The sequence below is a fragment of the Actinomadura rupiterrae genome (genome assembly GCF_024172125.1).
Classification (GTDB): Bacteria; Actinomycetota; Actinomycetes; order Streptosporangiales; family Streptosporangiaceae; genus Spirillospora; species Spirillospora rupiterrae.
The window spans coordinates 429,164-455,258 of record NZ_JAMZEA010000001.1; the positions used below are offsets into that span (position 1 = coordinate 429,164).

Consider the following 26,095-nt stretch of genomic DNA (forward strand, 5'->3'; position numbering starts at 1 on the left):
CGTCAGAGCAAATGCTGCAGAGTGGGACGCGCCACAACGCCCCAGGGTTCATTGCACCAGCTTTAACCGGCGCTTTCGAGCACTTGCCGGAGGGTCGGGCGCATGGCGGGCCACTGCCGCTCAGGGGCGACGACGATGACGGCGTAGGGCGTGCCGTCCTTGTGGAAGCCGCGGTCCAGGGCGTGCGACCGCTCGTTGTTGCGGAGCCAGGTGAACTCGATGTCGGCGGCGGGCTGGCCGTTCTTGCCCGTGGCCGGCCGGATGTCCAGCTGGTTGAAACCGGCCAGGGTCTGCTGGGTCTTCGGGTCGGCGACCCACGTCCGCCAGTGCTGCTGGGGGTCGCCCTTCCAGAAGCGGTCGTCGACCGCGACGTAGCTGCTGGTGGACGGGTCGGTGAAGGTCGTGGCGTTCTGCCGCTTCCACCCGACCGGGATGGCGACGCGGAGCCCGCCGAGGTGCTGCCAGGCCATGCCGGGCGGCGGGCCCTTGGGCTTCGGCTTGCCGGTCGGATTCTTGGGGCCGGTGTCGCTGGGGCCGGCGGTCGACGGGTTCGTCGGGGCCGGGTCCGCGCCGCCGCCGGTGTCGCGGCCGAAGGCGTAGAAGAGCCCGCCGCCGACGAGGGCCATGGCCGCCACGGCGCCCACGACGGCGAGGACGATCTTCTTACCGCCGCCCTTCCGGGCCGGGACGCCCTGCGTCGCGTGCTCGGGGAAGCCGTGCTCGGGGAAGCCGTGTTCCGGGAAGCCGTGCTCGGGGAAGGCGGCCTGCTGCGGCTGGACGTGCTGCGGCGCGACCTGGCGGGTCGACTGGTCCGTCCAGGCCGGGGGGACGGGGACCTGGGACGCCTCGATCGCGGCGGTCGGGCCGCCGCCGGCGGTGCCGATGCGGTCGAGCTCGCGCTCCACCTGGTCGATGCTCGGCCGGCGGGCCGGGTCCTTGTCGAGCATCGCGGTCAGGATCGGCGCCATCGGGCCCGCGTGGGCGGGCGGCGGCGCGTCCAGGGTCATGATCGCGGCGAGCACGGCCATGGCGTCGCTGCGGTGGTGCGGGGCCCGGCCCTCGACGCCCGCGTACAGCGTCGCGCCGAGCGCCCACACGTCGGACGCCGGGACGGCGCCCTCGCCCTTGACCCGCTCGGGGGCCATGTAGGCGGGCGATCCCATGACCATGCCGGTGCGGGTGAGGGTGGCGTCGCCGGACAGCTGGGCGATGCCGAAGTCGGTCAGGACGGCCCGGTCCTCGGCGGTGATCAGGACGTTGGCGGGCTTGACGTCCCGGTGCAGGATGCCGACGGCGTGCGCGGCGCGCAGCGCGGCGGCGAGCTGGCGGCCGAGGGCGGCGACGCGCTCGGGCGGCTGCGGGCCGTCCTCGTCCACGATGTCCTGGAGCGACCGGGACGGGACGAGCTCCATGACCATCCACGGCCGGTCGTCGTGGATCACCACGTCGTGCACGGTCACCACGCCCGGATGGCCGAGCCGCGCGGAGGCCCGCGCCTCGCGCATCATCCGCGCGTGCGCGGTGGTCCGCTCCTCGTCGGTGAGCGAGGGGTGCAGCCGGATCTCCTTGATCGCCACCTCGCGGTCGAGCGTCTCGTCCGTGGCCCGCCACACCGTGCCCATACCGCCCCTGCCCAGCACGGACAGCAGCCGGTACCGGCCAGCGAGGGGGACGTCGGTCCCCGGTCCCGTCACTTCACCCTCCGCCATGAGCAGCGACTTTACCGACACCGTGTAACGGACAGGCGAAGACCACCATTCCGGAGCGTACGGTTCAGGTCGATTTGAACGAGGAGAACACCGGCCGGAGCCCCGCGAGCGTGCGGTTCCAGTCCTTGTCGGACGCGTAGACGGCGATCGCATAGCCGTGGCCGTCCATGACGAAACCCCTGTCCAGGGCGTGCATCCGGCCGCCGTTCGCCTCGTAGGTCCACTCTATGTCCGCGCAGCGGCGCCCGGACGGGTCGGAGATCGGCCCGCCGGACGTCACGGGCCCGAGGTTGACCCGTTCGTACCCCTTGTATTGGCCCTTGAGGGCAGGTTCGTATTCCTCCCAGTCCTTCAGGGCGCTGCTGTTGGCGTGCTCCGCGCGGGCGATCTGGAGCTTGGCGGAGCCGTCCGCGGGGCCGAAGTAGTCGCCCGCGTCGTCCCTGGACTTGGGCTTCCAGCCGTCCGGCAGGAGCATCGTGTAGTGGCCGCGCGGGTCCTTGTATGTGTGGAAGCCGGCCGGGACGGACGGGGACGGCGGCGGGCTGCTCGCCGAGGCCGTCTGGACGGGCGTGGTCGCGGGCGGCGCGGCCTTCGGCGGGTGGCTGGTCGTGGACGGCTTGGGATCGCCGCCGCCGCGCGTGGCGCCCCAGACGATGCCCGCCACGGCCAGGATGATCACGATGACCATGGCGACGACGAGCAGCACGCGCCGCGCGGACAGGCCCGCGAGCAGGGGCGGCAGCTGCGGCGCGCCGTCGGGCCGCCGGTCCGGGGACGGCGCGGTCTCGACGGACGGGGTCACGCGGGTGCGCTCGGCCTCCGGCGGGGCCGCCGGGGCCGCCTTGGTGCGGGCGGGCGCGGCGATCTCGTCGGTGTACTCGACCGCGATCGTCCGCTGGGTGTCGACCGTGGGGGCGCGGACGATGTCGTCCAGCAGGCGGCCCGCCTCGATCGCGCCCATCCGCTCGTCCGGGTTCTTGCGCAGCAGGCCCTGGATGACGGGGGTGAGCGGGCCGGACCGGGACGGCGGGTCGGGCTCCTCGGAGATCACCGCGACCAGCGCGGCCATCGGCTCGTTCCGCTCGAAGGGCGAGCGGCCCTCGACCATCGCGTACATGGTCACGCCGAGGGACCACAGGTCGGACGCCGGGCCGGCGGTGCGGCCGCGGGCGCGCTCGGGGGCGATGTAGGCGGGCGAGCCCATGACCAGGCCGGTCTGGGTGAGGGTGGCGTCGCCGGCGGCCGTGGCGATGCCGAAGTCGGTGAGGACGGCCCGGTCGCCGCTCGCGACCAGCACGTTGGACGGCTTGACATCGCGGTGCAGGACGCCCGCGTCGTGCGCGGCGTGCAGCGCGGCGAGCATCTGGCGGCCGATGTCGGCGGCGCGCTTGGGCTCCAGCGCGCCGTCCTGCTTGATCACCTGGTCGAGGGAGCGGGCGTGGATCAGCTCCATCACGATCCAGGGGCGGCCGTCCTCCTCCACCACGTCGTAGACCGTGACGACACCGGGGTGGCCGAGCCGGGCGGCGGTGCGGGCCTCCCGGAACGTCCGCTTGTACTGGACGGACCGCTCCTCGTCGGTGAGACCATGCGGGAGGATGACCTCCTTCACGGCGACGTCCCGGCCGAGCACCTCATCATGGGCCTGCCAGACCGTTCCCATGCCACCACGACCGACCTGGGTCACCAGTCGGTAGCGGCGGGCGAGCAACCGCTCCCCGGTGGTCTCCTGTGGCATATCCGCGACCATATCGACTTTTGATGACAATCTTGGACCCGGCCCGCGAACGACCTGCTCACCGCCCGGCGGTACGCGGGGCGAACCTCGGGGGTTCACCTCGCGTGCGGCCGCGCCACCCGTCCCCCTACCCAGCGGACATATGGGTCAGACCGGACGGGATGGTGACTATCGTCGGCGGTAGGCGTGAGCAGGGCGTCAGCCGGTACAAATATCCCTACAATCGACAGTCCTGACGGGAGAACCATGGCGGCAACAGGCGAAACGGGGAGCCTGCGCACCGGTTGGCGAAGACTCATGGAGGCGGCTCCCACCGTCTTCTTCTGGTACACACGACTCTCGGGGATCGTGTCCATCCTCTCCTGGCTGTCGTCGGATCTCATCGTCCGACTCGCCGACATCTGGGCTTTGCGGTGGCTGTACTACCTGGCGGTCTTCCCCAGCATCCCGTGGGGCCTGATGTTCATCCTGCTGTCGATGGGCATCCGGCGCCGCAAGAAGGCCGCCTGGCGGCTGCTCGTCCTGCTCTTCGGCCTGTACACCGCGTTCTCCCTGGCGTTCCTGCTGCACACGGCCCTGGACCCCAGCCAGCCGACGGCCCTCGGAGAGGTCGTCACGACCGGAGCCTACGGCCTGGTGCTGGCTCTCGCGCTCGTCTCGCGAAACCAGTTCACCTCCCTGCCGGACCGCGCCAACCGGCGGCTGGCGGCCGTGGTCTTCTCCGTCCTGCTGGTGCTGAGCGGCGGGATCGGCACCTTCCTGGTCACCGTCACCGACAAGGACCCGGAGGGCAGCTTCTGGTCGCACCCCTGGTACGTGGTGCTGCAGACCGTCCTCGGCGCGGGGATCACCGGGGAGCCGATCCACGTCCAGGTGCCCGGCTGGGTGGACGTGATCATCGGCGTGCTCGGCACCGGGCTGCTGATCGTCACCATGTGGGCGCTGTTCCGGCCCGGCCGGCGGGACGCGGTGCTCAGCCCCGGCGAGGAGCTCGCCGCCCGCGGCCTGCTCGCCGAGTACGGCGACCAGGACTCCCTCGGCTACTTCGCGCTGCGCCGCGACAAGGACTTCATCCTCGCGCCGAACGGCAAGGCCGGCATCGCCTACCGGGTCGAGGGCTCGGTGTCGCTGGCGTCCGGCGACCCGCTCGGCGACCCCGAGTCGTGGGACCAGGCGATCGAGGCGTGGCTGAACGAGTGCCGCACGCACTCCTGGATCCCGGGGGCGGTCAGCGTCGGGGAGCGCGCCGCCCACATCTACGCCCGGCACGGCTTCGACGCGCTGGAGCTGGGCGACGAGGCGATCCTCGACCTCGCCGACTTCAACCTGGACGGCCGCGAGATGCGGCAGGTCCGGCAGGCCGTGCACCGGGTCGAGCGGGCCGGGTACACCGTGCGCGTCCGGCGGCACTCGCAGATCCCGGACTGGGAGATGGCCAAGCTGATCCGCAGCGCGGACGCCTGGCGCGGCGAGGCCACCGAGCGCGGCTTCTCGATGGCGCTCGGCCGGCTCGGCGACCCGACCGACGGGCGCTGCGTCATGGTCGAGGCGTTCGACTCCCGCGGCGAGCTGCGCGGGCTGCTCTCGTTCGTCCCGTGGGGGCGGACCGGGCTGTCGCTCGACCTGATGCGCCGCGACCGCGCCGCCGAGAACGGCCTGAACGAGTACATGGTCGCCAAGCTGGCCGAGCGGGCGGCGGCGGTCGGCGCGCAGGAGCTCTCGCTGAACTTCGCGATGCTGCGGTCGGCGTTCGAGCGCGGCTCGCAGATCGGCGCCGGGCCGATCGCGCGGGTCTACTACAAGCTGCTGTCGTTCGCGTCCCGGTTCTGGCAGCTGGAGTCGCTGTACCTGTCGAACTCCAAGTACCTGCCGAACTGGCGGCCGCGGTTCATCTGCTACCGGCAGTCCCGCGACCTGGTCCGGCTCGGCCTGGCGTACGCGCGCGCCGAGGGGTTCGTCCCGTCGCTGAACCGGATCAAGCTGGAGCGCGCCGCCAACCGCGTCCCGACGCCGGAGCTGGTCGCCAAGATCGCCGAGATCGAGGAGGCCGCGGACGCCGCCCGCGCCCCGCAGCGCCGCCTGTCGGAGCAGGAGCGGGTGCGGCACGCCAAGCTCGCGCAGATCCGCGAGGCCGGGATGGAGCCCTACCCGCTCGGCTTCGAGCGGACCGACTACGTCGCCGACGTCCTCGCCGCGCATCCGGGGCTGTCTCCGGACACGCGGACGGGCGCTTCGGTCGCGGTCGCCGGACGGGTCGTCCTCGCCCGCGAGCACGGGCGGCTGGTGTTCGTCCAGCTGCGGGACGAGACGGGCGACATCCAGGTCATGCTCACCGCGGACGAGCTGGGCGACGAGTCGCTCGCGCTGTGGAAGCGGCTGATCGACCTCGGCGACCAGGTCGGCGTGACCGGAGAGGTCGTGACGTCCCGGCGGGGCGAGCTGTCGGTGCTCGCGTCGCAGTGGAAGCTGACCGCCAAGTGCCTGCGGCCCCTGCCGAACAAGCGGTCGGGCCTCGCCGACCCGGAGGCCCGCGTCCGGCAGCGGTACGTCGACTTCATCGTCAACGACGAGTCGCGGAAGATGCTGCGGATGCGCGGCGACGCCGTGGCGGCCGTCCGGGACACGCTCCGCGAGGGCGGCTACCTGGAGGTCGAGACGCCGATGCTCCAGCCGATCCACGGCGGCGCGACGGCCCGGCCGTTCACGACGCGGATCAACGCCTACAACATGCAGCTCTACTTGCGGATCGCGCCCGAGCTGTACCTGAAGCGGCTGCTGGTCGGCGGTGTCGGCAAGGTCTTCGAGCTGAACCGCAACTTCCGGAACGAGGGCGTGGACGCGACCCACAACCCCGAGTTCACGATGCTGGAGGCGTACGAGCCGTACGGGAACTACGACACGATGGCCGTGCTGACGCGCGATCTCGTCGTGAACGCGGCGCTCTCCGCGACCGGCGGGACCGTCGTCGTCCGGGACGGCGTGGAGTACGACCTCGGCGAGCCGTGGAAGGAGATCACCGTCTACGGCTCGGTGTCGGAGGCGCTCGGCGAGGAGGTCACCCCGGACACGCCGCTCCCGGCCGTCCGGGCCCTCGCGGACCGGATCGGCCTCAACTTCGCGCCCGAGTGGGGGCAGGGGCGGATCGTCCAGGAGCTGTTCGAGGAGCTGGTCGAGGGCGACCTGATGTTCCCGACCTTCGTCCGCGACTACCCCGCCGAGACCTCGCCGCTGACCCGCCCGCACCGCAAGGACCCGCGCCTCGCCGAGAAGTGGGACCTGATCGTGTTCGGGCTGGAGCTCGGCACCGCGTACTCGGAGCTGATCGACCCGATCCTGCAGCGCCGGCGGCTTACCGAGCAGTCCTTGCAGGCGGCCGGGGGCGACCCGGAGGCCATGGAGCTGGACGAGGACTTCCTGCGGGCGCTGGAGTACGCGATGCCTCCGGCGGGCGGGATGGGCATGGGGATCGACCGGCTGCTGATCACGCTGACCGGGAGGTCGATCCGGGAGACCGTGCCGTTCCCGCTGGTCCGGCCCGGTTTGTAGTCGGTTTGTTTTCGGGGGCCTCGGTGCTGTGCTTCGGCGCCGGGGCCTCCTGGCGTTCTCAGAGGAAGGCGCGGGGGTCCGGCTCCAGGCCGTTGTCGGCGAGCCATTGGCGGGCGCGTCCGCGCTGGCGTTCCTCGTGGAAGAGCTGCCAGGCGAACTCCAGCTCGGTGCCTGCCAGCGCGTCTTCGTAGGCGCGGACGTCCTGCATGGGGGCGGGGGTGTCCGGACGGGCCTCGGCGAAGTCGTGCATGTCGTCATAGGCGGGGGCCGGGTCGCGGTAGACGACCTTGAGGTCGTCGGCTGCTTCTTGGGTTTCGTTTGGCTCGTGGAGGTCTTCGGCCTCGTGGAGGTCTTCTTCGGCGAGGAGGTCGCCGGTGCGGAGGTCGAGGATCGTGATGGCGTCCCCCTCCTCCATCGCGTAGGCGAGGGCGCCGAGATCGACCGGGACCGGTCGCGCGTCGCTTCCGGGGTCGTTCTCGTTCTCCAGTGCCCGGCGGAGCGTTCGGGCCAGGACGGCGTCACCGGGGGCCTCGCGGGCGTCCAGGGCGTCCAGGCACTTGCGGGCGAGGGGCTCGGCGTCGGCGCATCCCGCCTGGACGGCGCAGGCCAGCGCGTCGCCCGCGAACTGCAGGACGGGCGCCGCCGGACGGTTTCGGAGCACGTCAAAACCGGCGGCCCCGTCCCAGCGGAAGACCGCCGCGCGCAGCTCCGACAGCGCGTCCGCGTCCCAACTCGCCACAGACCCCAGCCCCGTCCTCCAGCGGAATGCGGTCGTGGGGCACGTTACGGCACACCTCCGACGATCCGCTCCGAGTTGCGCCCGTACGGCACGTGACCTGCGCCTCCCCGGGCGGCGTCACCAGACGTGGGGGACGAGGCGGGCGCGGGTCCTGGCGAACTCGCGGTAGGCGTCGCCCAGCTCGTCGGAGAGGACGCGCTCCTCCACCCGGATCCGGACGGCCAGCGCGATCGCCGTGCCCGCCAGGAAGACCGCCATGGCCGCCGCGTTGCCGAAGCTCAGCCCGGCCCCGATGAAGATCACCATCAGCCCGGTGTAGGACGGGTGCCGGAGGGCGCGGTACGGGCCGTCCGAGATGACCTGGTGCCCCTCCTGGACGTGCACGCTGCTGCGGAAGAACTTCCCCAGCGTGAAGATCGCCCAGAACCGGAAGGCGAGCCCGGCGAGCACGATCGCCGCGGCGGTGAGGAACAGCGGCGTCCCGTTGTGCCAGTCCAGGGCCGGGAGCGCCTTGCCGACGCGTCCGCCGAGGAGCGCGCCGCCCCCGCCCAGCACGACGAAGATCACCAGCGTCCGGTGCTCGCTCGTCCGGATCCGGCCGGCCATCTTCGCCTGCCTGACCCGGACACCTATCTCACCCGCCAGCCACAGGATCATGGCCGCGTTGAATATCCAGACACCCATGTCCTCCACCGCCTTTCTCCGCTCACTACGGAGCGTAGGCAGGCGGTGTTCAGCGGGCATCGGAGGCCGGGTGGAGCTTCGCGGGTCCACCCGGGGGCCGACTCACTCGTCCTCCTGCTGCCGGGCCATGACGATCGCGATCACGTAGGGCGCGAGGAGCCGCGCGACGGCCTCGGCGGCGCGGTCGGCCTCGCGGCAGGGCGCCAGCCAGATCCCCGTCCCGGAGCGGAACCACCCGCCGTCGATCACCACGCTGTCCCCGATGCAGGTGCTCACCGGCGACAGCACGCGGACCAGCGGCCGCTCGTCCTCGTACCGGCGCACGACGTGCCAGCCGAGGACGAGCAGGCGGCGGCACAACCGCTCCATCCACCGCCGCTCGCGCCGCGTGGCGCTGCTTCTCATGACCGCCTCCGCAGCGGGACCCGGGACGGCACCCGACAGCCCGGTGTCCGTTCGGACAAGAGTGTGGCGGACCGGCTACCCGGAGCGCGCCCCGATGGCCAACCTCAGCCCGAAACCTCGCGCCGCCAAGCCCCCGAACTCCCGCATTCCCCGTCCAATCAGCCGCCCACCGCCCGCCTGCGGTCGGCGGTCAGCCGCTCGCGACCTCGGCCTCGCGGCGTTCCGGGGCGGGGGCGGCGGGCGGCTCGGTCCGGTCGTCCATGGGGATGCGCCAGGGCAGGAGGACGACGGTCGCGAGCAGGAGCACGCCCGCCGTGAGGACGGCCGTCCGCGCGTCGGTCGCGGCGGCCAGGGCGGCCCAGACGAGCGTGCAGGAGGCGATGCCGATCTGGGAGCCGATCTTCCACGCGGTGAGGACGCGCGCCGTCGTGCGCTCCCCGGCGAGCTGGAGGCGGCGCGTCGCGAACGCCGGGGTGAAGACGGCGGATCCGGCGATCAGGGCGAGCTGCGACACCATCACGATGAGCAGCCCGGGCAGCCCCGGCCGGACGAACGCCAGCCCCAGCACTCCCGGAAGCCGCGCGGCACCCGAGACCAGCAGGACGCGCCGGAGCCCGAACCGCGCCACGAGCGGCCGGGAGATCCGTCCGCCGAGCACTCCCCCGAGGCACGGAACGCCGATGCTCAGGCCGTACTCCAGGGGCGAGAAGCCCAGGTCGTGGATCATGCGGTAGGTCATCAGCGGCGCCACGGCCATGATCAGCCCGCCGACCGAGACGGACGTGGCGAACAGCCTGCGCAGTTCCCGGCTGGCGGCGATCACCCGCCACCCCTCGGCGATCTCGGCCCATCGCGTCGCCTCCGCGCGCCGCTCGGGCGGGGCGGGCTCCGGGGCCTTGATCCGCCCGATGGCGAGGGCCGAGCCGAGGAAGCTGAGCGCGTTCAGCACAACCGTGACGGCAGGACCGAAAACCCCGATCAGCGCGCCGCCCGCGGGCGGCCCGACCGCCGTCGACAGCCACGACACCGACTCGAAGCTGCCGTTCGCGTCCCCGAGCCGTTCACCCGGCACCAGGGCCTTGAGGTGCGCCCCGGAGGCCCCGGCGAACACGATGTCCGAGACGGCCACGACCATCGCCACGACCAGCAGCTGGACGTAGGTCAGCGCCCCCGCGAGGTACGCCGCGGGGACCGTCATCAGCACCCCGAACCGCACCAGGTCGGCCCGGACCATCAGGCGGCGCTTGGCGCGGAACTCCACCCAGGGCCCGAGCGGCACCGCGACCAGCGCGGCGGCCGCCCCACCGGCCACCGCGATCAACGACACCTCGGCGGCGCTCACGTGCAGGGCCAGCACCGCTATCAGCGGGAACGCGTCCAGAGCCAGCCAGGTCCCCAGCGAACTGACCGCGAAGGCCCGCCACAGCCACGCGAAATCCCGCCCCAACATCACCCGAAGTCGCACGCCCGAAATCCAACACCCGCGCCCCCGGGACTCTCAAACAACTCCGCCACCCGGTGCACAACCACAGGTTGTCCATGCAGCGCCCGGGGTCAGGCGGGGGCGGGCCAGTTGATCTGGAACTTGTGGACGGGCGCGAACATCTGCTCCGGAGTGGGGAAGGCGGGCTTGTCGCCCGCCTTGCCGGCCTTGGCCTTGTTCTTCGCCTGCGCGTCGCCGGTGATCGCCTGGACGCGGGGCCGGCGCAGGGCCTCGTAGGCGGCGAAGGCCTCGGCGGCGGTCGGCCGGTCGCGGAGGCACCGGGCCAGCTCGATGGCGCTCTCGGCGGCCAGGGACGCGCCCTGCCCGGAGCTGGACGACGGCGCGTGCACGGCGTCCCCGAGTAGGACGATCCGGTCGGTGTGCCACTTCGGGACGTCCGGCATGTACTCCATCGGGCCGACGACCATGAGGTCCTCGGGGGCGGTGCGTCCGATCAGGGTCTCGCCGGGGGCGTGGCCGGTGTAAAGGTCGCGCAGGCGCGCGAGCCAGGTCTCGTTCGGAACCGCGCGGACCTCGGCGGACGTGAGCGGCTCCTCGCTCGGCAGGCTCCCGAACCACACGATTCGGCCGTCCGGAAGCCCCCAGAAGCCGAGGAACGTGCGGCCGAACGCGAAGTGCATCATGCCCGGCTTGACCTCGACGCCCTCGGTCGAGGTGATGCCGCCGAAGCTCAGGACGCCGCCGTAGCCGGGGGCCGGGGCGTCCGGGTCGATCAGGGTGCGGACGGTCGAGCGGATGCCGTCGGCGCCGATCAGGATGTCGGCGGAGGCGGTGGTGCCGTCGGCGAAGTGGGCGGTCACGCCTTCGTCGGTCTCGACGGCGTCCACCAGCTGCTTGCCATAGCGGATGGTGATGCCGTTCGCCACGGCGTGGTCGGCGAGGACGCGGAACAGGTCGGCGCGGCGCAGCGCGAGGGTTTCGGGCAGGCCCGGAAAGCCGTTGAAGTCGGCGAGGGTGCGTCCGGTGCCGTCCTGCATGACCACGCCGGGGACGGGCTGGCCGACCGCGCGGACCGCCTCGTCCGCGCCGACGATGGCGAGGGCGGCGAGGCCGTTGGGGGCGATGCTCAGCATCGCGCCGACACCGTCGGCGGCCTCGGGACGCGCCTCGTAGACGGTCGCCTCGATGCCCGCCTTGGCGAGCGCGAGCGCGGTGACGGGCCCGGCGATGCCGCCGCCGATCACGAGCGCGGTGCGGACTTCGCCGCCGTTACGGACTTCGGCGCTGTTGCGCTCTTCGGTGCTGGTGCGGACTTCGTTGGCGTTGCGGACTTCGTTGGTGTTCGTCATGGCTTGATAGTCACACTGAAACTAGTTTTGTGTCAACTAGTTGCTTGTCCTAGAGTGGGGGCATGGCCCTACGAAGCTCTCCGCTCGCACTGACCGTCCTGGCGTTGCTGCACTACAAGCCGCTGCACCCGTACGGGATGCAGCGGCTGATCAAGGAATGGGGCAAGGACCAGGTCGTCAACGTCGGCCAGCGGACGAGCCTCTACCGCACGATCGACCGGCTGACCGAGGCGGGACTCGTCCAGGTGCACGCGACCGAGCGCGACCAGGCCTACCCCGAGCGGACGGTCTACGAGATCACCGACGAGGGCCGCGCCACCGCGCGCGCCTGGCTGGACGAGATGCTCGCGACCCCGCGCAGGGACTTCCCGGAGTTCCCCGCCGCGCTCTCGCACCTGCTGATGATCTCGCCCGCGGAGGCGCTGTCCGCGCTGGAGCGGCGCGCCGAGCAGGTGGCGGCCATCCTCGCCGAGCAGGACGCGATCCTCGCCCTGAACGCGCGCGAGAACCTCGACCGCGTCGCCGGCCTGGAGACCGAGTACGCCCGGACGATGACCGCCGCCGAGCACACCTGGCTGCTCGCCCTCATCGACGACCTCCGCTCAGCCACCCTCACCTGGACCGGCGCGACCTGACCTTTGGTTGGCGTGGGTCCAGAACGCGGTCATGAGCGGCGTGGGGGCCGGGCTCTCCATCTCGACCTGCGTGAGCAGGACCGCGACGGTGCCCGTGGACGGGTCGATCTGGGCGGTCGTGCCGCTGCCGCCCGTCCACCAGTAGCGTCCGGGTTTGCGCCAGGGCTCGTCGGCGTCCACGTCCACGGCCGCGCCGAATCCCCAGCCCTGGCCGCCCAGGAACAGGCGGGCGGCGTCGCGCTGCTCGGGCGTGATGTGGTTGCTGGTCATCGCCTTGACGGACTCGCGCGACAGCAGGCGGCGGCCGTCCGGGGCCAGGCCGTCCACGAGCAGCATCCGGCCGAACGCGGTCCAGTCATCGGCCGTCGAGACGAGGCCGCCGCCCCCGGACGGGAAGGCCGGCGGCTCGCTCCAATGGCCGTCCGGCGCGTCGCGTAGCGCGAGAGCGCCGTCCGCCTGGCGCGTATAGCTCGGGACGAACCGGTGCATCTTCTCCGGGGGCACCCAGAAGGCCGTGTCGGGCATCCCGAGCGGTTCGAAGATTCGGTCGGCCATGAACTCGTCCAGCGGACGGCCCGACAGGCGCGCGATGAGCACGCCCAGGATGTCGGAGCCGGTGTTGTAGAGCCATTCCGTGCCGGGATGGGCCAGCATCGGGATGGTCGCCAGGGTGGCGAGCCACTCGTCCGGGGGCGCGACGAGCGACGGCTCCAGCATGTGCCGCTGGCCCTTCTCCATGAGCAGACCGGCCGCCGGGAGCGAGAAATCCGACGGGAAGCCGTAGCCGGGCCGGAACGTGAGCAGGTCGTACAGCGTGATCGGACGCTCCGCCGGGACGACGTCGTCCACCGGGCTCTGCGGCGTCCGGACGACGACGGGCGCGGCCAGCTCGGGCAGCCACTCGCGGACGGCGTCGTCCAGTGCGACCTTCCCGTCCTCCACGAGGAGCATCGCGGCGGCGGCCGTGACCGGCTTGGTGATGGACGCGATGCGGAAGATGCCGTCCCGCGCCATCGGGACACGGCCGTCTAGGTCAGCACTGCCCGCAGCCGCGAATTCGGCCTTCTCCCCTTGCGTCACCAGTGCCACGGCACCAGGAACGGTGGAGTTATCCACAGCTTGGCCGAGCAGTTCCGCAAGCCCACTCACGGCGTCATCCTCGTTCACAGGAGGTGAGACCAGACCCGACCGCACAACTCATCGCGACACGCGCCCGCCGACCTCGACCAGCCCGTCCGCCAGCGGCCTGGTGTAGATCCGCGAGCCGCGTCCCTGCGTCACGACCAGCGGCCGTCCCAGCTCGGCCGCGAGCAGCAGCGCGGCTGCGCCGGTCGCCTCGTCCTCGTCGATACCGTCCGCCCGCCCGGGGAACCCCCGGGCCCGAACCCCGACCGCGTCCTCAGCGAAAGGAGCACCACCAGGAACCTCCGTCCGCGCCCAGGCGTAGATCCACTCGCCGGGCGGCGGCACCTCCAGCCCGTCCACCTCGCCGGGCGACCCGTACTCGCGCAGCGTCCGCGGAGGCGCCCATTCCGCACGCGCCGCGATCCACGTGACCTCGCCGTCCCGGCGCGCCGAGACCGTCCCGGCCGCCGTCACCAGTTCCGGGACGCCGAGCAGCCACGCCGTGCCCACGCACGGATGCCCCGCGAAGGGCAGGCGCAGCGTGGGCGTGTAGATGTCGATCACCCCGCGCTCGGCGTCGTCCACGAACACCGTCTCGCTGAACCCGAGCTTCCCGGCGATCCCCTGCCGCTCCTCGCGCGTCGCCACCGCCGCCCCGTCCAGCACCACGCCCAGCTCGTTCCCGAACCGCCCGTCCGCGCCGCAGAAGACCCGCAAGACCTCGTAATCCACCACGTCAGGGAGTCAACCACGCTCATGCAACGCGTACCGAATCCGCATGTCCACCAGCTCCGCCTCGTCCGCCGGACACGCCAGCAGCCGAGTCGCCCGCGCCACCACCTCGTTCTCCGAAAGCCCCGGCGAAGCCCGCAGCAACCGCTCCACCAGAATCCGCAGATCCTCCCGCGCATAACTCACAATCGACCGCCCCGGCTCAATCCGAACCGCCGGCACAACCTCACGCGCAGTCACCCCCTCGTGCACAGGAAAGCCCTCACCCCCTGATACACCCCCACCCCCCAGGCCCCCCTCCCCCGCAGGCACGCCCCCACGCGCCGGGACCTCCTCAAGCGCAGGCGCGCCCTCACGCGCAGGCACGCCCTGCCGCCCCGCGACACCTTCGCGTGCAGGCCCGTCCCCCCGCCCGGGAACGCCCTCACGCACCGGGAAAGCCTCGTGCGCGGGAACACCCTCGTGCGCAGGGACACGCTCGCCTGCCGGCGCGTTCTCGCGCGCCGGAACACCATCACGCGCTGGGACGCCCTCGTTCCCCGGGACACCTTCGCCCCCAGGCGCGGCCTCGCGCGCGTGGCCCCCCTCTCGCGCAGGCACGCCCTCGCGCACGGGCATGCCGTCACGTCCAGGGACGGGCTCGCGCGTGGGCATGCCCTCACGCACCGGGAAAGCCTCGTGCGCGGGGACACGCTCACGCGCCGAGACACCTTCGCTCGCAGGCGTGGCCTCGCGCGCAGGCTCGCCCTCACGCCCCGGGACGCCCCCGCGCGCCGCAGGGCCCTCGCGCGCAGGAAAACCCTCACGCCCTCGGACGTCCTCACGCGCGGGGACATCCTCGCCTGCAGGCGCGTTCTCGCGCGCCGGAACACCATCGGGCGCTGGGACGTCCCCACGCGCTGGGACGCCCTCGTGCCCCGAGACACCTTCGCCCGCAGGCGCGGCCTCGCGCACGGGCATGCCTTCACGTCCAGGGACGGGCTCGTGCGTGGGGAGGCGTTCGTGCTCGGACGGGTGGGAACCTGCTGGGGGCTGCGCGCTTGCGGATGGCGCGGGCGGTTGGTGTTGGGCGGAGGAGGCCGCGTGCCCTACCGCGTCCGGGCCTGCATGACGCCCACGCGTGGGGACGGGTTCACCTGCAGGGTGGGCGGTCTGCGCCGGTGCCTGCGCGCTCTCGGCGGCGTCGGGCGTCACCGGACGTTCGGGGCCGTAGGGCCACTCGGGAGTTTCCACGCCCGGGGGCTGTGGACGCGCATGCTTGGGACGCACCGCCCGCGCGGGAAACTCACCCGACGCGAAGGCCCCAGGCCCTGCCCCGGGCGCGTTTTCCTCGGCGTGCGTTGTGCCAGCGGCCCCTGGGACGCCTCCAGCGTGTGAGGCACCGTCCCCGAAGGCCGCCGCCTCCCCACCACGTGCCCCGGTCTCGCCACGCGCACCGACATCACCACGCGCACCAGGCTCACCCTCCTCCGCCGCGCCGCTTGCGCCGCGCGCAGCATGGCCGGTGGCGTGCTGCACGCCACTCATGCGGCCCCCGCCCCGCACATCGGCCGCCCCAGCCCCGCCGCGCACGCCGGATTCGTCGCGCGTACCAGACTCGTCCTCGCCCACCGCGCCGCCCGCGCCGCGTGCAGCAATGCCGGAGACATGCTGCGCGCCACCCATGCGGCCCCCGCCCCGCGCGTTGGCTGGTCCAGCCTCACCACGTCGGGCGGATTCGTCGGGCGCGGCAGCGTGGGCAGGCACGTCGTGTGCGCCAACCTCACCGGGCTGGGCAGGCTCCCCCGGACGGACCGCCTCGCTGTGCTGCGTCTGTTCGCTGCGCGCAGCGATGCCGGAGGCATGCTGCGCGCTACCTGTGCGGCCACCGTCCCGTGCGTTGGACGGGCCAGGCCCGCGGCGCACGGCGGGTTCGTCGGGCGCGGCGGGCTCGTCCTCGTTCGCGGCGCTGCGGGCAGTTGTGCCGGTGGCGTGGTGCGGGCCACCTGTGCGGTCCCTGCTCCGGGCGTTGGCTGGGCCAGCCTCGCCGGGTCGGGCGGATTCGTCGGGCGCAGGGACGTCGTGTGCGCTGGGATTGCTGGGCTGGGCAGGCTCTCCCGGATGGCTCGCCTCGCTGTGGCGCGTCGGGTCGCTGCGCAGAGCACGTTCGCGGCGCGGGTCAGGCTCGGTGTGCGGGGTGGTCTCGGGGTGCGGTGTGTCCTCGGTGCGCGGGGTGGCTTTGGGGGGGAGGGCTCTGGTTAGGAGGGAGTTGTAGAGGGGGGTGGTGGGGGAGAGGGGGGTGTGGAGGTCTGGGGGGAGGGGTGGGCGGGGGGTGTTGGCGGGAGGGAGGGTGGGGCCTGGGGGGCCCAGGAGGATTACCCGGGGGGTGTACCAGAGGAGGAAGAGGGCTTCGGGGCCGGCGTCCTGGAGGTTTTCGAGGATGATCGCGTCAAGGGAGTCGGGGGTCGGGGGGATGGCGGCGGGGACGTCCCACAGGGGGACGGCGTCGGGGGTCGCGGCGCGGGCCGCCTTCCAGGACGGGGTCCAGGTCTGGGCTAGGGGGGCGTAGGCGGACGGGTCGGCGGTCATGCGGGCGGCGAGGTCGGGGTGGACGGCGCGGAGGCGGGCCAGGAGGGTCTCGCGGCGGGCGCGGATGCGGTTGGACTCGGCCAGGGCGTGCAGGGCGCGGGCGTAGGCGTCGGGGTCGCGGGCGTCCAGGGCGGCGCGGAGGGTGGTGAGGGACGGGTCGAGGGCGTCGCGCAGGGCGGTGAGGGCGGCGGTGGCGCGGTCGGCCTCGGTGGCGAGGTGGGCGGCGGCGAGGCCGATGGTGAGGCCGTGCCACTGGAGCGGGTGGGTCAGCGGGATGCCGAGTTCGGCGACCTCGGTGAGGACGGGCGTGAGGATGCGGACGCGGCCCAGGCGGGCGTGGGCCTCGGCGAAGCGGGCGGCGCGGTCGGGCAGGGGGAGGTCGGTGCGGAACGGGACGCCGGCGGCCTCCCAGACGTAGTGCAGCTCCTGGCAGGTGATCTCCGCCGTGAGGTGGGTGAGGACGATCTCCAGCAGCGCCGGGGTCGTGGGCGGGTGGCCGTCCACGGTGACGGTGGCGAGGAGGGGTTCGGCCTTGCGCTGGGCGCCGGAGCGCATCGGGCCGCGCTTGAGGGTGCCGCCGGTGAGGAGGTGGGCGCGGAGCTCGTGCGCGGCGTCGGCGAGGTCGCGCGCGGGCGGCTCCGGCGGGAGGACGACGCGGCGGCCGCGCAGCGAGCGGACGGCGCGGTGGGCGCGCTCGGCCTGGACGCCCATCTCGGTCACGCGTTCCCAGACGGCGGGGCGGCGCCGGGCGAGGATGTCGGCGAACGCGCGGGCGGCCGGGTCGCCGGACGGCCAGCGCGACGGGTGCCCGCCGAGTCCGATCTCGTTGAGGATGCCGTCCACCTGGGCGACGCGTCCGGTCAGGCGGGTCAGCACGGCCGGGTCGAACTGCCGCAGGCGGCGCGCGACCTCGCCGGACGCCTCGGGCGGCACGGCGCGCTCGACGTTGATCAGCGCGCGGATCCGGCTCGGGTCGGGCAGCGTGGCCGGTTCGGCCGGGGGCGCGAGCGTGCGCTCGCCGAGCAGGCGCAGCAGTTCGGCGGCCTCCCCGTCGGTGAGCGGCGGCACCTCGGGCAGGTCCGGACGCGGCGGGATACCGCCCGGTTCCGGTTCGGAGCGGACGACCAGGACCCGCCGTCCCTGCGCGGTCATCCCGGCGGCCAGCTCGGCGGCGGCGTTCGGCTTCGGCTCCGGGACGTGCAGGACGCGCAGGTCGGCGGCCAGGAAGCGGACCAGGCCGTCCGGCGGAGGGTCGGCGAGCCGGGAGATCAGCAGCTCGTAGTGCGCCGCGAGCCCGGTGCTCTCGGGACGCCGCCGGACGACGAGCGCGGGCGCCAGCCGCACGGACGGGATCTCCCCCGGCGCCCCGCCCGCGGCCCAGTCGTCCCGGTAGACGGCCGCCGCGTCCTCGGGGCTGAAGGCCACGGAGCACCACTTGCGGAGGACGTCCGAGGCCGAGGCTTGGAGGGCGAAGCCCTGGCCGTTCTGGACGGCTTCCCAGACCCAGTCGGCGCGGCCGGGGTCGAAGCCGGGGACGCCGGAGAGGAGTTCGCGGTCGCGCGGGGACGTCGGCCCTGCCAGGACCACGTCGACGCGCTCGGTCCGCTCGTCCATGACGATCTGGACGGGCGTGGAGAGCAGGTGGCCGCGGACGACCGGACCGTCCGGCGGGCGCCAGGCCAGCAGGCCCGTGACCAGCGCGAGTTCCTCGTCGGCGAGGTCGCGCAGCGAGCGGTACCAGTGCCGCATCGCCAGCCACGCGTCGAACTCCACCGGGACGGACGGCGGGCGCAGCGGGATCAGCGGGACGCTGAACAGCACCTCGCCCGGCCCCGCCTCCGCCTCGACGAACACCTCGGCGGGCAGGTCCGCCAGCCAGTGCGGCGCCTCGCCGTCCGAGGCGTCCGGCTCCTCCGTCCCGCCCTCCGCGGGCGCGGCCGGGACCGCGGCGCGGCGGCCGCGGGCACGGGCCAGCTCGGCGAGGTGGCGCAGCAGGGCGCGCGTCACCGCGAGCGGGTCCGGGGCGGCGCGCGCGCCGGTCGCGGACGGCGGGGGGAGATCCGGCACAGGGGACGTCCTTTCCGGAAGTACTCCCAGATCTAACACCCCGCCGGGCCGCCGTTCCAGCCGAACCGGGCGCATCCGCCCGGCGGGACGCGGTCGTCCCGGCGAACGCGGGACGGCGCGTCCAGGTCAGCTGCTCGCGAGGGGTCAGAAGCGGGCCCGCCCCTCGGCCGGAAGCATGATCCACAACACGATGTAGACGACGAACTGCGGGCCCGGCAGGAGGCAGGAGAGCAGCGCGAGGAGGCGGACGGCCCACGGGCTCATCCCGAAGCGCCGGGCGAGCCCGGCGCAGACGCCGCCGATGACGCGACCGTGGCGAGGACGGTAGAGGCCGTTCATGTTCGTTCTTCTCCCTGGTGGACGGTCCGGGCCGCGGTCCTGCGGCCACACCAGGAACGCTACGAACCGGACGCCCTGCCTCACATCGCCCGTTGAGCCGATTCCCGCCCTATACCCCAGACCTAGGGGGCTTCCCCTAGGGGAGCCGAACGCCGCGGCCAGGTCGAACGCCGCGGCCAGGCCGAACGCCCCGGCCAGGCCGAACGCCCCGGCCAGGCCGAACGCCCCGGCCAGGCCGAACGCCCCGGCCAGGTCGAACGTCGCGACCAGGCCGAACGCCCCGGCCAGGTCGAACGCCGCGGCTAGGTCGAACGCCGCGGCTAGGGGGAGTTGAACGCCGCCACCAGGCCCGGGAGCGAGGCGAGGTCGTCCAGGACGAAGGTCGCCTGCGCCTCGGCGGCCGGGTCGTCCTGGATGTGGCCCCACGGCCCGCGGCGCAGGAAGGCGGCGCGCATGCCGAACCCGACGGCCGGGAGGACGTCGTTGTCCAGCCTGTCCCCCACGTAGAGAACGTGTTCGGGCAGCGCGTCGGCGAGTTCGGCGCAGCGGTCGAAGAACTCGGGGGCGGGCTTGCTGATGCCCCAGACGTCGGAGATGCCGATGGCATCGGCGTCCAGGCCGAGCGCGGCGATCTGCTCGGCGGCCTCGACCGGCTGGTTGCCGGCGATGCCGATGAACAGGTTCTGCGCGCGCAGCCCGGCGAGGCATTCGCGCACGTCCGGGTACAGGTCGGACGGCCCGAAACCGTTCGGGACGCCTGCCTCGGCGCGCGCCTTCTCCTCGGTCTCCAGGTCGAATCCGGGACGGAAGTACTCGAACAGGTCCATGTTCGTCCCGCCGAGGGCGAGGACGGCGCCGAGCTTGGCGAGGAACGTGTGCCTCGGGACGCCGAGCCAGTCGGCCCAGCGCGCGTAGATCTCGCCCTCGTCGATCAGCGTCTCGCCGATGTCGAAGAAGACGGCGTCGATCCGCTCCCCGGCCCCGCCCGCACGCCCGGCCCCGCTCGCACGCCCGGCCGCCGCGCCGAAGCCCGTCACAGGTCCACCGACTCACCGGGCGCGAGGCGGCGGAAGTCGCGGCCGAGTTCCTTGCCGGCGTTGCCGACGTGGTTGTTCATGACGCCCAGCCCGGCGTCGTTGAGCAGCCCGTCGTGGATGACGAACGCGCGCTCCGGGTTGACCTCGCGCGCGTAGCTGTACATCTCGGGCAGCTTCATCCAGGGCGCGTTCCCCGGCAGGCACAGCGTCCGGACGGGCTCGGACGGCACGGTCAGCGCGTCGCCCGGGTGGAAGACCTCGCCGTCGACCAGGTAGCCCGAGTTCGGGATCGGCGGGACGTCCGGGTGCAGGATCTCGTGGTCCTCGCCGTAGACGTGCACGTCGAAGCCCGCGACGGTGACGGCGTCGCCGTGCCCGACCTGGTGGACGCGGCCGCCGAGGTCGGCGAGGGACGCGGCGACGGCGCGCGAGCACCAGACGTCCAGGCGCGGGTCGGCGGCGAGCGCGGCGCGGATCCGGTCGGGGTCGAAGTGGTCGAAGTGCTCGTGGGTGATCAGCACGGCGTCCGCGCCGTCCAGCGCGTCGCTCTCGGGTGTGAGGCCGCCGGGGTCGATGACGAGGGTCCGGTCGTCCTTCTGGAGCCGCACGCAGGAGTGGCCGAGCTTGGTGAGGCGCATGCGCCGATTTTTTCACGCCCGGCCCGCGGGGTGGAAAGCGGCATTGACCGTGTGGACGGGCGTTGATAGAACACGTTCTACTTTCACTTTGCGGAGGTGCCCGTGCCGGTGCCCGACCAACGCGACCCCGAGGTGACCCGCGAGGCGCTGACCGGATGGCTGCGCGCGCGGCTGCCCGGCGCCCGGATCCCGATGATCGAGACCCCGGAGACCAGCGGGTTCTCCTCCGAGACGCTGATCTTCGACGCGGCCTGGAGCGACCCGGACGGCGGCGGCGAGCGGCACGAGCCGCTGGTCGCGCGGGTCGCGCCCGTCCGCTACCAGATCTTCCCCGAGCCGCGCTTCGAGGAGCAGTACCGGCTGATGCGGGTGCTGGACGAGCGGACCGGCATCCCCGTCCCGCCGATCCGCTGGTACGAGCCGGACGATTCGACGCTCGGCGCGCCGTTCTTCGTGATGGGACGGGTCGACGGCCGCGTCCCGACCGACATGCCGCCATACCACATGGACGGCTGGGTCACCGAGATCCCGGAGGACGAGCGGGCCGCGATGTGGTGGTCCACCCTGGAGATCCTCGCCGACTTGCACCGCCTCGATCCGGACGCGCTCGGCCTCGGCTTCCTGGACGAGCCGGAATGGGGCGCGACCGGCCTCGACCAGCGGCTCAACTACTACGAGCACTACCTGCACTGGGCGTACGACGGCCCGCAGGACGTCGCGCAAGAAGCGCTCGGCTGGCTGCGCGCGCACCGTCCCGACGAACCGGACCAGCCGAAAGTGCTCTGGGGCGACGCCCGGATCGGGAACGTGATCTTCCAGAAGGGCGTGCCCGCGGCCGTCCTGGACTGGGAGACGGCCGTCCTCGGCGCGCCGGAGGAGGACCTCGCCTGGTTCCTGTTCCTCGACCGGCACCACAGCGAGGGCATCGGCGTCCCGCGCCTGCCGGGCTTCCCGTCCTCCGAAGACACGGTCGCGCGGTACGCGGAGCTGCTCGGCCGCCCGCTGCGGAACATGGAGTACTACGAGGTCCTGTCCGGCTTCAAGTTCTCGGTGATCATGGCCCGGATCGGGCAGGCGATGATCGACTTCGACTGGATCGGGCCGGACGACGCGTTCCCGCACGACAACAACTGCACGCGGCTGCTCGCGCGCATCCTCGGAGGTCTCGCATGACCCTCTCGCCGCTGGACGACTACCCCATCCACCAGGCCCCGGAGGTGATGCGGCACGTCGCGACCTCCGACCGCAACTTCTACGACCGCTACTACTTCAACATCCACGACACGTCCGGCGAGCTGATGATGCTGATCGGCGTCGGGCAGTACCCGAACCTCGGCGTGACCGACGCGTTCGCGGTGATCCGGCGCGGGCCGCTGCACAAGGTCGTCCGCGCGTCCCGCGAGCTCGGCGCCGACCGGATGGACACCAACGTGGGCCCGTTCCACGTCGAGGTGATCGAGGGCCTGAAGAAGCTGCGCGTCGTGCTGGACGAGACCGACCACGGCCTGTCGTTCGACCTCACCTGGGACGCGTCCGTCCCCGCGCAGCTCGAACCGCCGCACTACCTGCGCTGGCAGGAGCGCGTCATGTTCGACTCGCGCCGCCTCGCCCAGACCGGCCGCTGGACGGGCCACATCCTCTTGGACGGCGAGCAGGACGGCGAGCGGATCGAGGTCTCCCCCGACGCGTACTGGGGATCGCGCGACCGCTCGTGGGGCATCCGGCCGGTCGGCGAGCCGGAACCGCCCGGCATCCAGGCCAACAACGCCGGCACGTTCTACTGGGTGTACGCGCCGTTCCAGTTCGACGACCACTCGATCCTCTGCATCCTCCAGGAGGACGAGAAGGGGCGACGCATCCTGGAGGAGGCCGTCCGCGTCTATCCGGACCCGGAACGCGAGCCCGAGCACCTGGGCCGCCTCGACTACCGTCCCGTCTACGCCGAAGGCACCCGGGACGTCGTCACCGCGACGCTCGCGTTCCATCCGCCCGCCGGCAAGCCGTTCGAGATCAAGGTGACGCCGATCCTGCCCGTCCACCTCATGGTCGGCACCGGCTACGGCCTCGAACCGGACTGGAAGCACGGCATGTACCAGGGGCCGGGCCCGGTCGTGCAGGGCGTCACGTACGACGACCGCGTCCCGGACGACGCCGCGCGCATGTGGGGCATGGTCGACGCCGTCGGGCGCTACGAGTACCAGGACGGCTCCGGACGCACCGGCTACGGCCTGTTCGAGTACTGGGCCCTGGGCCCGCACCCCACCTTCCCCGAGTAGCCGCGCCCGCTTCCCCGAGCAGCCCGCACCACGCCTGCCCCGAGTAGCCCGCAACCTGGGGCTCCGGCGCGGGCCGCATGCCAGACTGACCGGCGTGGACACCGGAGAGGACGCGCAGGACGGGCCCTCGGACGAGGAGCTGGAGGCGCAGGTGCGCGGGCACTACGGCAACTGGCGCGACCAGCCCAAGGGGCTGGCCTGCGCCGTCGTCGCCGCGTTCTGCCTCCTCACGACGCTCGCGCTCAGCGTGGTCGTCCTTCTGGTCGTCCTCGCCGCGAACCGCTGAGCACCGGCACCGGCGCGCGGACCGGCACCGGCACCGGCACGAGCGTGGGCGCGGGCGCGCGGACCGGCCTGGTCAGGCCTCGGTGCCGGGCGCCGTGTTGTCGGCGAGGGTGAAGGCGACGTCCCCCTTCGGGTCCACCTTCGCGTCCAGGGTCATGTCGTCGAGCATCGCGGCCGTCGTGGGCTCCAGGTAGACGCGGGCGCCCTCCTCCTCGACGACCTGGTCGCCGTCCTCGGGCGCGGGCGCGACCGAGAGCTGGAGTGTGTCGGAGCCGTTCACACCCGACTGGATCCGGATGCCGCTCTCCGGCGGCAGCTGCGGGTCGGCGGTGACGGTCCTGATGACCTGCACTGCATCGCTGGTCAGGGTCAGCATGGGAGCTTTACTTCCTTTGCCTTCGGGTTCGGACGCGCATCCCGTGCCCGCGGCAGAGGGGTGTAAACACTCAGCTCGGACCCGCCACGCGTTGCGTGAGCCACTCGAACGACTTGGGCAACATCCCTTCCCAGACCTTCGGCAGGTGCCCGCCGTTGTCCAGGATGTAGGTGAACGCCCTGGTCGGCGACTGGACGTGCGCGATCATGTCGTCGATCGCGGCGGCCGTCCCGCGGTCCGTCCGGGTGCCGCCGAGCAGCAGGTCCACGGCCGGACGGGCCGCCAGCAGCTCCATCGGGCTGTTGGCGTGCACCGAGTTCGGGTCGCGGGTGATGTCGGGAGAGGTCGGCTTGAAGTAGCCCGCGAGGCTCACCCCGGCGCGGAACAGGTCGGGCCGCTGCTCGGCGAGCTTCACCGCGCAGAACCCGCCGGTCGAGTACCCCATCGTCGCCCAGGACCCGGCGTCCGGCAGCGCCCGGAAGTCGCGGGTCACCGCCGCCCGGACGTCGGTGGTGAGCCAGGTCGCGACCCGCGGCCCGCCGTTGATGTCGGCGCACTCGGTGTCCCGGCCGGGCTGGACGGTGATCGTCGGCGAGACCAGGATGTACGGCTTGGCCTGGCCGTTCTTCATCGCCTTCTCCAGCTCGTCCGCGACGTGCAGCGCGCCGAACCAGGTCCAGGACGAGCCGGGGAACCCCGGCAGCAGCTCGATCACCGGGAACCGGCGGCCGCGGTAGGCGGCGTCGTCGTACTGCGGCGGCAGCCACACCCGCACCTCGGCCCGGATGCCGGACGCCGAGCCGAGCGGGTGCCCGACGTGCGTGCGGCTGCTGCGGTCGAAGCGGAACCCGCCCTCGTCCAGGCCGCGCCCGCCCGCCGGCCGGGTGAGCGTCGCGCCGCCCGGCCCGGCGGCCTCGATGTTGCCGTTGCGTCCGGCCGTCCCGAACAGGTCGGCCCAGGTCGGGTACAGGTGCAGGCTGCGGTTCAGCATCGTCCCGACCAGCAGCAGCGCGGTCGCCTGGCACGTCACGATCATCCCGAGCCGGGCGGCGACGCGCAGCGCGTCCGGTCCCGGGACGCGGTTCCAGGCCGCTAGGCAGCCGACCGGCGCCGCCAGGGCCAGCAGGATGAAAAGGACAAGCAGCGGCCAGCCCAACAACGACATTCGGATCGGTCCCCCGTCACAGTGCGCACCGCCCGACGGTGCAGCGGCGACATTAGGGAAGGCAACCGAATCCGACGTGAACAACCCGTGAAATGAGCGGGGGCCCCGGCGCGTCCACCGCGCCGGAGGCCCCCTTCCGATGCCCCACTTACCGCTTCTGACCTGGCATTATGCGCTCAAACTCTCGTCCCGCGACCGACCAGAAACATTCAACGATTTGCGCAACGTCTCAGTCGTTGTTGAGCACGAGCCCCCGACGTCTCAGTCGTTGCTCGGCGCGAGCGCCCGGACCGCGTCCGCCGGGGCGAGGCCGCCGCCGGGCACGACGGCGAGGACGGGCGTCGTCAGGCCGTTCGCCACGTACTCGCGGATGCGGGCCCGGCACGCGGCCGGCGAGCCGTGCACGATGAGGTCGTCGACCACCTCGTCCGGGATGACTTCGAGGGCCTTCTTGCGATCCCCGGCGGCCCAGGCCTCGTTCATCGCGGCGAGCGCCTCGCCGCGGCCCAGCCACTCGTGGAAGGCGCGGTACACCGGGACGGTCATGTACGCGGCGATCATCCAGCGGCCGATCGCGCGCGCCTCGGCGGCGTCCTCCGTGGGGCAGACGAACAGGCGCGCGATCAGCTCCGGCTCGTCGCCCAGCTCCCCGCGGACCTTCTGGACGTCCTTGGGCGCAAGCCAGTTGGTGATCGCGCCGTCCGCCTCGCGGGCCGCCAGGCGCAGCATGCCGGGACGCAGCGCGGCGAGCACGATCGGCGGCGGCGTCGCGGGCGCCTGCTCCAGCTTGAAGCCCTTGACGGAGAAGGTCGCGTAGTCCTCCTTGACCTTCTCGCCCGCCAGCGCGCGGCGCAGGAAGCGCAGCGTGTCGCGGACGCGCTTGTACGGGTCCTCGAACGGGATGCCGTTCCAGCGCTCCACGATCGTGTCGGACGAGGTGCCGATGCCCATGACGAAGCGTCCGGGCGCGAGATCGGCGATCGTGGCGGCCTGCTGGGCGAGCAGGGCAGGACCGCGCGTGTAGACCGGCACGATCGCCGGGCCGAGCCGCAGCTCGGGCGCCCACTGCGAGGCCAGGGCGAGCGGGGTGAACGCGTCGGTGCCGTTCGTCTCGGCCGACCAGGCGTCGGTGTAGCCGAGCGCGGGCAGCTCGGCGACGAGCCCGGCGTGCTCGGCCAGCGGGACGCCGGTGAGCGGGATGGTGAGTCCCCAGCGCGACATCAGTGCCTCCAGAGGGG

General features: G+C 72.8%; 21 protein-coding genes. 5 read left to right on the forward strand and 16 right to left on the reverse strand.

The window, feature by feature from the left end; all coding sequences use genetic code 11:
- Positions 1-62: 62 nt before the first annotated feature.
- Together FHU30_RS02010 and FHU30_RS02015 are read right to left on the reverse strand one after the other, a co-directional pair.
- Positions 63-1,709 (reverse strand): serine/threonine-protein kinase, encoded by a 1,647-nt coding sequence (locus tag FHU30_RS02010; protein ID WP_253870721.1) that lies wholly within the window; start codon positions 1,707-1,709, stop codon positions 63-65.
- A 64-nt stretch (positions 1,710-1,773) separates the two neighbouring features.
- Positions 1,774-3,447 (reverse strand): serine/threonine-protein kinase, encoded by a 1,674-nt coding sequence (locus tag FHU30_RS02015; protein WP_253870723.1) that lies wholly within the window; start codon positions 3,445-3,447, stop codon positions 1,774-1,776.
- A 297-nt stretch (positions 3,448-3,744) separates the two neighbouring features.
- Between FHU30_RS02015 and lysX the strand changes: the two genes are divergently transcribed.
- A complete protein-coding gene (gene lysX, locus FHU30_RS02020) occupies positions 3,745-6,993 on the forward strand; it encodes a bifunctional lysylphosphatidylglycerol synthetase/lysine--tRNA ligase LysX (RefSeq protein WP_253870725.1) in 3,249 nt (1,082 codons plus the stop codon).
- Between the two features lie 58 nt (positions 6,994-7,051).
- Here the strand turns inward: lysX and FHU30_RS02025 are convergent, their stop codons facing one another.
- From FHU30_RS02025 to FHU30_RS02045, 5 genes are all read right to left on the reverse strand, one after another.
- Positions 7,052-7,732: a hypothetical protein gene (locus FHU30_RS02025; protein ID WP_253870727.1), complete on the reverse strand. Its 681-nt coding sequence runs from the start codon at positions 7,730-7,732 to the stop codon at positions 7,052-7,054.
- A 117-nt stretch (positions 7,733-7,849) separates the two neighbouring features.
- Positions 7,850-8,416 carry a methyltransferase family protein gene (locus FHU30_RS02030; RefSeq protein WP_253870729.1) on the reverse strand — a complete coding sequence of 189 codons (567 nt, stop codon included), beginning with the start codon at positions 8,414-8,416 and terminating at the stop codon, positions 7,850-7,852.
- Positions 8,417-8,518: 102 nt separating this feature from the next.
- Complete coding sequence (locus tag FHU30_RS02035) at positions 8,519-8,821, reverse strand: hypothetical protein (RefSeq protein ID WP_253870731.1); 303 nt, start codon at positions 8,819-8,821, stop codon at positions 8,519-8,521.
- A 190-nt stretch (positions 8,822-9,011) separates the two neighbouring features.
- Positions 9,012-10,286 carry an MFS transporter gene (locus FHU30_RS02040; protein ID WP_253870733.1) on the reverse strand — a complete coding sequence of 425 codons (1,275 nt, stop codon included), beginning with the start codon at positions 10,284-10,286 and terminating at the stop codon, positions 9,012-9,014.
- Between the two features lie 89 nt (positions 10,287-10,375).
- Entirely contained in the window at positions 10,376-11,614 is a 1,239-nt protein-coding gene (locus FHU30_RS02045; protein WP_253870735.1) for an FAD-dependent monooxygenase, read from the reverse strand.
- 62 nt (positions 11,615-11,676) lie between these two features.
- Here FHU30_RS02045 and FHU30_RS02050 point away from each other — a divergent pair, with 62 nt between their 5' ends.
- The gene (locus tag FHU30_RS02050) at positions 11,677-12,249 is read left to right on the forward strand and encodes a PadR family transcriptional regulator (RefSeq protein ID WP_253870737.1); all 573 of its coding nucleotides are present in this window, start codon (positions 11,677-11,679) and stop codon (positions 12,247-12,249) included.
- On the opposite strand, the gene FHU30_RS02055 is transcribed toward FHU30_RS02050, so the two are convergent.
- From FHU30_RS02055 to FHU30_RS02080, 6 genes are all read right to left on the reverse strand, one after another.
- Positions 12,217-13,398, reverse strand: a complete 1,182-nt coding sequence (locus FHU30_RS02055; protein WP_253870739.1) for a serine hydrolase domain-containing protein — start codon at positions 13,396-13,398, stop codon at positions 12,217-12,219. The genes FHU30_RS02050 and FHU30_RS02055 overlap by 33 nt on opposite strands.
- A 48-nt stretch (positions 13,399-13,446) precedes the next feature.
- Entirely contained in the window at positions 13,447-14,109 is a 663-nt protein-coding gene (locus tag FHU30_RS02060) for a PhzF family phenazine biosynthesis protein (protein ID WP_253870741.1), read from the reverse strand.
- A 9-nt stretch (positions 14,110-14,118) separates the two neighbouring features.
- Complete coding sequence (locus tag FHU30_RS02065; RefSeq protein ID WP_253870743.1) at positions 14,119-18,741, reverse strand: hypothetical protein; 4,623 nt, start codon at positions 18,739-18,741, stop codon at positions 14,119-14,121.
- 144 nt (positions 18,742-18,885) lie between these two features.
- Positions 18,886-19,506: a PspC domain-containing protein gene (locus FHU30_RS46850; RefSeq protein WP_253870745.1), complete on the reverse strand. Its 621-nt coding sequence runs from the start codon at positions 19,504-19,506 to the stop codon at positions 18,886-18,888.
- Positions 19,401-20,048 carry an HAD family hydrolase gene (locus FHU30_RS02075; protein WP_253871862.1) on the reverse strand — a complete coding sequence of 216 codons (648 nt, stop codon included), beginning with the start codon at positions 20,046-20,048 and terminating at the stop codon, positions 19,401-19,403. Before FHU30_RS02075 ends, FHU30_RS46850 begins: the two co-directional genes overlap by 106 nt.
- 65 nt (positions 20,049-20,113) lie before the next feature.
- Complete coding sequence (locus tag FHU30_RS02080; RefSeq protein ID WP_253870747.1) at positions 20,114-20,755, reverse strand: MBL fold metallo-hydrolase; 642 nt, start codon at positions 20,753-20,755, stop codon at positions 20,114-20,116.
- Positions 20,756-20,863: 108 nt separating this feature from the next.
- Between FHU30_RS02080 and FHU30_RS02085 the strand changes: the two genes are divergently transcribed.
- The 3 genes from FHU30_RS02085 (at position 20,864) to FHU30_RS02095 (ending at position 23,317) form a co-directional block, all read left to right on the forward strand.
- On the forward strand, positions 20,864-21,928 hold the full coding sequence (locus tag FHU30_RS02085) for a phosphotransferase family protein (RefSeq protein WP_253870749.1): 1,065 nt from the start codon (positions 20,864-20,866) through the stop codon (positions 21,926-21,928).
- The gene (locus FHU30_RS02090) at positions 21,925-23,031 is read left to right on the forward strand and encodes an Rv3169 family protein (protein ID WP_253870751.1); all 1,107 of its coding nucleotides are present in this window, start codon (positions 21,925-21,927) and stop codon (positions 23,029-23,031) included. The genes FHU30_RS02085 and FHU30_RS02090 overlap by 4 nt, the downstream gene beginning before the upstream one ends.
- 94 nt (positions 23,032-23,125) lie before the next feature.
- A complete protein-coding gene (locus tag FHU30_RS02095; protein WP_253870753.1) occupies positions 23,126-23,317 on the forward strand; it encodes a hypothetical protein in 192 nt (63 codons plus the stop codon).
- A 72-nt stretch (positions 23,318-23,389) separates the two neighbouring features.
- Here the strand turns inward: FHU30_RS02095 and FHU30_RS02100 are convergent, their stop codons facing one another.
- From FHU30_RS02100 to FHU30_RS02110, 3 genes are all read right to left on the reverse strand, one after another.
- Positions 23,390-23,692: an iron-sulfur cluster biosynthesis family protein gene (locus tag FHU30_RS02100; RefSeq protein WP_253870755.1), complete on the reverse strand. Its 303-nt coding sequence runs from the start codon at positions 23,690-23,692 to the stop codon at positions 23,390-23,392.
- Positions 23,693-23,762: 70 nt separating this feature from the next.
- Positions 23,763-24,857: an alpha/beta hydrolase gene (locus tag FHU30_RS02105; RefSeq protein WP_253870757.1), complete on the reverse strand. Its 1,095-nt coding sequence runs from the start codon at positions 24,855-24,857 to the stop codon at positions 23,763-23,765.
- Between the two features lie 261 nt (positions 24,858-25,118).
- Positions 25,119-26,078: an LLM class F420-dependent oxidoreductase gene (locus tag FHU30_RS02110; protein ID WP_253870759.1), complete on the reverse strand. Its 960-nt coding sequence runs from the start codon at positions 26,076-26,078 to the stop codon at positions 25,119-25,121.
- Positions 26,079-26,095: the final 17 nt, after the last annotated feature.